This window comes from Symbiopectobacterium sp. (assembly GCF_051710365.1).
Lineage (GTDB): Bacteria > Pseudomonadota > Gammaproteobacteria > Enterobacterales > Enterobacteriaceae > Symbiopectobacterium.
This window is the reverse complement of sequence record NZ_JBPETA010000195.1, coordinates 1-5,567: the sequence shown is the minus strand read 5'-3', so window position 1 is coordinate 5,567 and position 5,567 is coordinate 1. Positions and strand designations below refer to the sequence as shown.

At 53.9% G+C, this 5,567-nt stretch carries 4 protein-coding genes and 1 pseudogene; 3 read left to right on the top strand and 2 right to left on the bottom strand.

Going from position 1 to position 5,567, the window contains the following annotated elements:
- Positions 1-151: 151 nt before the first annotated feature.
- Positions 152-1,222: pseudogene (locus ACTBDZ_RS14595) on the bottom strand (ABC transporter substrate-binding protein).
- Positions 1,223-1,675: 453 nt separating this feature from the next.
- On the opposite strand from ACTBDZ_RS14595, the gene ACTBDZ_RS14590 reads away from it, so the two are divergent.
- On the top strand, positions 1,676-2,599 hold the full coding sequence (locus ACTBDZ_RS14590) for a LysR family transcriptional regulator (protein ID WP_438815857.1): 924 nt from the start codon (positions 1,676-1,678) through the stop codon (positions 2,597-2,599).
- Positions 2,600-2,607: 8 nt separating this feature from the next.
- Here ACTBDZ_RS14590 and ACTBDZ_RS14585 read toward each other — a convergent pair whose 3' ends face one another.
- Positions 2,608-3,519, bottom strand: a complete 912-nt coding sequence (locus ACTBDZ_RS14585) for a LysR family transcriptional regulator (protein WP_438815856.1) — start codon at positions 3,517-3,519, stop codon at positions 2,608-2,610.
- A gap of 134 nt (positions 3,520-3,653) precedes the next feature.
- Here ACTBDZ_RS14585 and ACTBDZ_RS14580 point away from each other — a divergent pair, with 134 nt between their 5' ends.
- Together ACTBDZ_RS14580 and ACTBDZ_RS14575 are read left to right on the top strand one after the other, a co-directional pair.
- Positions 3,654-4,532, top strand: a complete 879-nt coding sequence (locus ACTBDZ_RS14580) for an MBL fold metallo-hydrolase (RefSeq protein WP_438815855.1) — start codon at positions 3,654-3,656, stop codon at positions 4,530-4,532.
- A complete protein-coding gene (locus ACTBDZ_RS14575; RefSeq protein WP_438815854.1) occupies positions 4,520-5,167 on the top strand; it encodes a DsbA family protein in 648 nt (215 codons plus the stop codon). The genes ACTBDZ_RS14580 and ACTBDZ_RS14575 overlap by 13 nt, the downstream gene beginning before the upstream one ends.
- Positions 5,168-5,567: the final 400 nt, after the last annotated feature.

Genomic DNA, 5,567 nt, shown 5'->3' with positions numbered 1-5,567 from the left:
TAAGTGATGATTCCTGTTTCACTATGTGTAACTTAATTACCGTTACCCGTCCCAGATAGATCCAGTTTGTCCCAGGTAGATCCACATTTATCGCACGTTTCCCTTTTAAATATCTCACGTCCTATCAACAGGGTGCGCACAGGAACAGGCCTTACTGTTTCATGTTGATAATCACGTGCTCTTGCCACTGACGCGGCAACGTTTTCACCGTTTTATCCCAGGCCTCGCCGTCAGCAATCGGGCGTACGCTTTTGTACTGTTCTTCCGGCAACAGTTTAGCTTTCACATCATCTGGCAGCGTGATGTGCTGCGCGCGGATCGGGCGCGCATAACCACGCGCCAGATTGATCTGTCCGGCATCAGAGAAGATGTACTCACGCGTCAGCTTGGCCGCGTTGGGGTTTTTGGCGTATTTATTGATGATGGTGGTATAACCGGAGATCACCGAACCATCGGAAGGGATCAGCACTTCAAAGCGATCTTTGTTGATTTTGTCGCGATAGTTCAGGCCGTTGAAATCCCACACCACACCAACCTGCACTTCCCCTTTTTCGATATTTGAGATCACCGGATCGGTAACACCAAGACGCCCGGCTTTCGCCAGCTTACCGAAAAACTCCAACGCCGGCTTCAGGTTTTTCTCGTCACCACCCAGCGCAAAGTTGGCTGCCAGTACGCCGCTTACCGCCTGAGAGGCGGAGTTAACGTCACCAATGGTCACAACGTAATTGCCTTTAAGCAGGTCGGCCCAACTGTGCGGAATCTCTTTCACCTGCTGTTTATCGATAATAAAGGCGATAGATCCGGTATAAGCCAGCGCCCAGTGTCCATCTTTATCTTTAGCACAGTCAGGCACCTGTTCCCAGGTGGTTGGTTTATAGGGCTGGGTTACGCCTTTTTGCGCCGCAATCGGTCCAAACGCGGCGCCTACGTCACCGATATCGGCACTGGCATTCTCTTTTTCAGCCGCAAATTTGGCGATTTCTTGCGCGGAAGACATATCGGTATCACTGTGCTTCAAACCGTATTTGGTGGAGAGATCCTGCCAGGTGTCTTTCCAGTTAGCTCAGCTGTCCGGCATCCCTACGCTGTTTACCGCGCCTTCAGCCCGCGCGGCTTTTTCCAGTGCTGCCAGATCCTGTGCCAACACCGGGGCGGAAACAAAGGCGATTGAGGAGAACAGTGCGCTACTGATTAACACGGAAGACAACAATTTCTTCATCATGATGCTCCTGATTTTATAGGTTCGCGACGCTGGTCTTAGCCAGCAATAACTACGCCAATTCAGCACAGCGGGATGAAAGTTATATGTCGGGTGTATGACAACCGCATGTCAGCGCAAGGTGGGACGGGAGCATACCCATCGGGCCAGGCACGATATTCCCCGTCATGGTGCACATTGCGCGATATCGGTGTTTGATTCTGGTGAAATACGCCTGCATGAAGTGCAGTAACCCGATGATAGTTCAGCCTCATGGCTTCATCCATCCAGAGGCCGTGAACCACAGCGATAACATTACCGTCATGTGACATCAACCGCAGAAAATGTGCTTCGCGATTGATTGGGCAGCCACCAAGCGCGATTCCCTCCGCATTTGGTGAAAAAATAAATAAATTCCGGCCAAGCTATTCATTTATGATATTGGTTAGCGAGGCAACCACGACCGAGGCCACGATGCCGACCATTTCACTGCGCCACATTGAAATTTTTCATGCCGTCATGACCACCGGTAACCTCACCGAGGCCGCCGCGTTGCTCAATACCTCGCAACCCACCGTAAGCCGTGAGCTGGCACGTTTCGAGCATCTGGTGCAGATGCCGTTGTTCGAGCGGGTACGCGGACGCCTTCACCCGACGGCGCAGGGGTTACAACTGTTCGAAGAGGTGCAACGTTCCTACTACGGGTTGGATCGCATCATCAATGCCGCGCGCGACATTCGGCGTTTTGAACAGGCACAGCTTTCTATCGCCTGCCTGCCGGTGTTTTCTCAGTCCCTGCTTCCTAACGTATGCAAACCGTTGCTGGACAGCTATCCCTCGCTCAGCCTGCACGTCATACCTCAGGAATCGCCGCTGCTGGAAGAGTGGCTGTCAGCACAGCGCCACGATCTGGGGTTGACGGAGAACAGCGTGACGCCCGCAGGCACCGAGCGCCACACCCTGCTCACGTTGAACGAAGTGTGCGTGCTACCCGCACAGCACCGTTTAGCCGCGCGCCGGATACTGACGCCAGAAGATTTTCGCCATGAGCGATTTATCAGCCTTTCAAGCAGCGATAGCTATCGCCAACTGCTGGACAAACTGTTTGATAGCGCCGGGATAGCGCGTGATATGGTGCTGGAAACCCACAGTGCGGCATCAGTGTGCGCCATGGTGCGCGCCGGTGTCGGCATTTCTATCGTCAACCCGCTCACCGCTTTGGATTACGCCGCCTCCGGCGTGGTGGTGCGCCCGTTCAGCATCGCGGTGCCTTTTACCGTCAGCCTGATTCGCCCACTGCACCGCCCAGCCTCCGCGCTGGTGGATACCGTCATTACCCATCTAACACGCTATACGGCAGGCATTGCCGAGCAGTTGGAGGCGGTGCTGGTATGCTGAGTGGCCCACTATTCCGCTTGCAGCGCCAGCCAGCGCGGCTCATGGGCAAACCAGTGCACCAAGAAGTCCAGCAACGCACGCAGCGCGGGCGGCATATGTTGACGAGACGCGTAGATTCCGTAGATGCCCATATCCTGCGGTCGGTACTCTGTCAGCAGCGGCACCAGCGCGCCGCTGGCAAGATAGCGTTGAACCGAGTAGCGCGGTTGCAGAGTGATGCCTGCACCTTCCAGCGCGCTGGATAACAACACCAGCGATTCGTTGCCGCTCAAATTGCCGCTCACGGGTACGGTAACCGGCTCATTTTCATGGGTAAAATTCCACAGACTTTTGCCAAAGTAGGTGTAGGTCAGGCAGTTGTGCAGCAAAAGATCGCTCAATTGACGCGGCATTCCCTGTTTTGCCAGGTAAGCGGGCGCAGCGCACAGCACGGAGGCACACTGGCCGAGCGGACGAGCAATCAGGTTGGGATCGAGTGCATTGGTGATACGCAGGGCCAGATCAATGCGATCTTCTACCAGATTGATCGCACGGTTATTCATCTGCATATCCACCGCCACGCGCGGATGGCGTTGCAAAAATGCCGTGACCGCCACGCCCAGCGCCGTTTGCCCAAGGGATTGCGAGTAGCTGACGCGCAGCAGCCCGCCGATAGACGCCACATCCGAGGCATTTTCCACCCGCATATCTCCCGCCAGTGCCAGCATCTCACGACAGCGTTGCAAGGTTTTCTCCCCCGCATCGGTTAAACTCAATTTACGCGTGGTGCGATGCAGCAGACGAGCCTGCGCCCAGGTTTCCATTTCATTCAGGTAGCGGCTCACCATAGCGCGCGACATATCCAATAGCTCGGCGGCAGCGCTCATGCTCCCTCGTTCAACGATAGCGACAAACACTTCAGCAGCAGTGATGCGATCCATGATTAGCTCGATTTATGCAACAGAGAAGCCACCATTTAGTCATTTTTATTACGATAATTGCAACTTAATATAGCCCCCCTTGCGTACTTTTAAACGAATCGAACTTTTAACGAATAATGAATGGAATTTCTGCTATGAAAAAATCTACCTTAACGCTGGTTGCTGCCGCCATCCTGAGTATGACTACCGTGGCTCACGCCGCCTCTCCGTTGAAGCTTGAAGTCTTTAACCCCGGTGAAGCCAGTATTTTCCCGGTATCATCCGCGCTGATTGTTGGTGAACATGAAGTGGCACTGATTGACGCCCAGTTCCAACGTAACGATGCACAAACGTTGGTGGGTCGCATTAAAGCCACTGGCAAGCCGCTGAAAACCATTTATATCAGACATTCCGATCCGGACTATTACTTCGGTCTGGATGTGATCAAGGCCGCCTTCCCGGACGCAAAAGTGATTGCCACCCCGGCAACCATCGCGGCGATCGAAGCCAGCCAGGCGGGTAAAGTGGCCTACTGGGGCCCGATCATGAAAGAGAATGCGCCGCAAAAGATTATCGTGCCAACGCCATTGAAGGGTGACAGCTTCACCGTTGATGGTCAGAAGTTGGAAGTGAAAGGTCTGACAAGGCCTACGCCGGATCGCACTTTCGTGTGGATCCCGTCGATGAGCACCGTGGTGGGAGGGATTCCGGTTTCCGCTAATATCCACCTGTGGATTGCCGATACCCAAACGCCACAATCTCGCGCCGACTGGCGTCAGACGTTACAACAGATAGAGCAGTTAAAACCGAAACAAGTGGTGCCGGGTCACTTCCTGCCGCCGATGGATTACAGCCTGAGCAGCGTCACGTTCAGCCTGCAATACCTGAACACGCTGGAAAAAGCGCTGGCTACCAGTAAAGATTCTGCTGCGCTGATCGATACCATGAAAAAGCAGTACCCCGACCTGCACGAAGAGTCCAGCCTGGAACTGAGCGCCAAAGTGCTTAAAGGTGAAATGAAATGGCCGCAGTAACCCTACACTATATTTATGACCCGCTGTGTGGCTGGTGCTACGGTGCCGCGCCACTGGCGCAGGCAGCGCATGCAATGCCAGGCGTCAATGTGATACTGCACGGTGGCGGAATAATGATGACGGGTAGCAACCGCCGTCAGGTCACACCGCAGTGGCATGACTACGTGTTGCCTCATGACCAGCGAATCGCAGAACTGACCGGCCAGCCTTACTTCGATAAGCTTCTGTGTGATACCAGCGTCGTACTGGACTCTGCGCCGCCGACAGCAGCCGTCATCGCGGCAGAACGTATGGCTAACAAAGGCTATGAGATGCTGCACCATGTGCAACGTGCGCATTACGAACAGGGCAGAAAAATCGCTGATGTCGACGTATTGACACAGTGCGCCAGTGAAATCGGGCTGGACCCTGTTGCCTTTGCTAATGAGTATGCCTTCGTTAACGCCGATGGACTGGAGCACCATTTCAAGGAGAGCCGTGCATTGTTGGCGAAAGTGGGCGGACACGGCTTCCCCACCTTCGTGCTGGAAACCGCCGACGGTAACAGAGAGATTGTCCAGACGGTCGAATTTCTGGGCAATATCGATGCGTGGCGCGCCTTTTTGCAGGTTAAAATCGGCGGCTTCGCTGCGTAAGCGGCATTCACAACGTGTAAGCCGCTTTTCCCCTCGTCATCCTCGGCGAAAGCCGGGGATCTCTGAGAGAAGAAACGTGTTTCACCTGCAAGAGATTCCCGCCTGCGCGGGAATGACGGTAGTGGGTGGGAATGACGGCTTTAGGTGGGGTTGTCTGTAACATCAAGCCCATGTCGAAGACACCGACTTTCAATGATATGTATTAGTCGCGACTTGATCTGACACTGGACCTTGCAAGGTTGAGAGTTACCGGTTTTGATATGGGTGTCCAATTCTTATACAAAACACGAGGTAACTCTCATGATTCATACTAACAATCCCATCATCAAACACAAAGCTGGCCTGCTCAATCTGGCAGAAGAACTCGGGAACGTATCAAAAGCCTGTAAAATTATGGGTG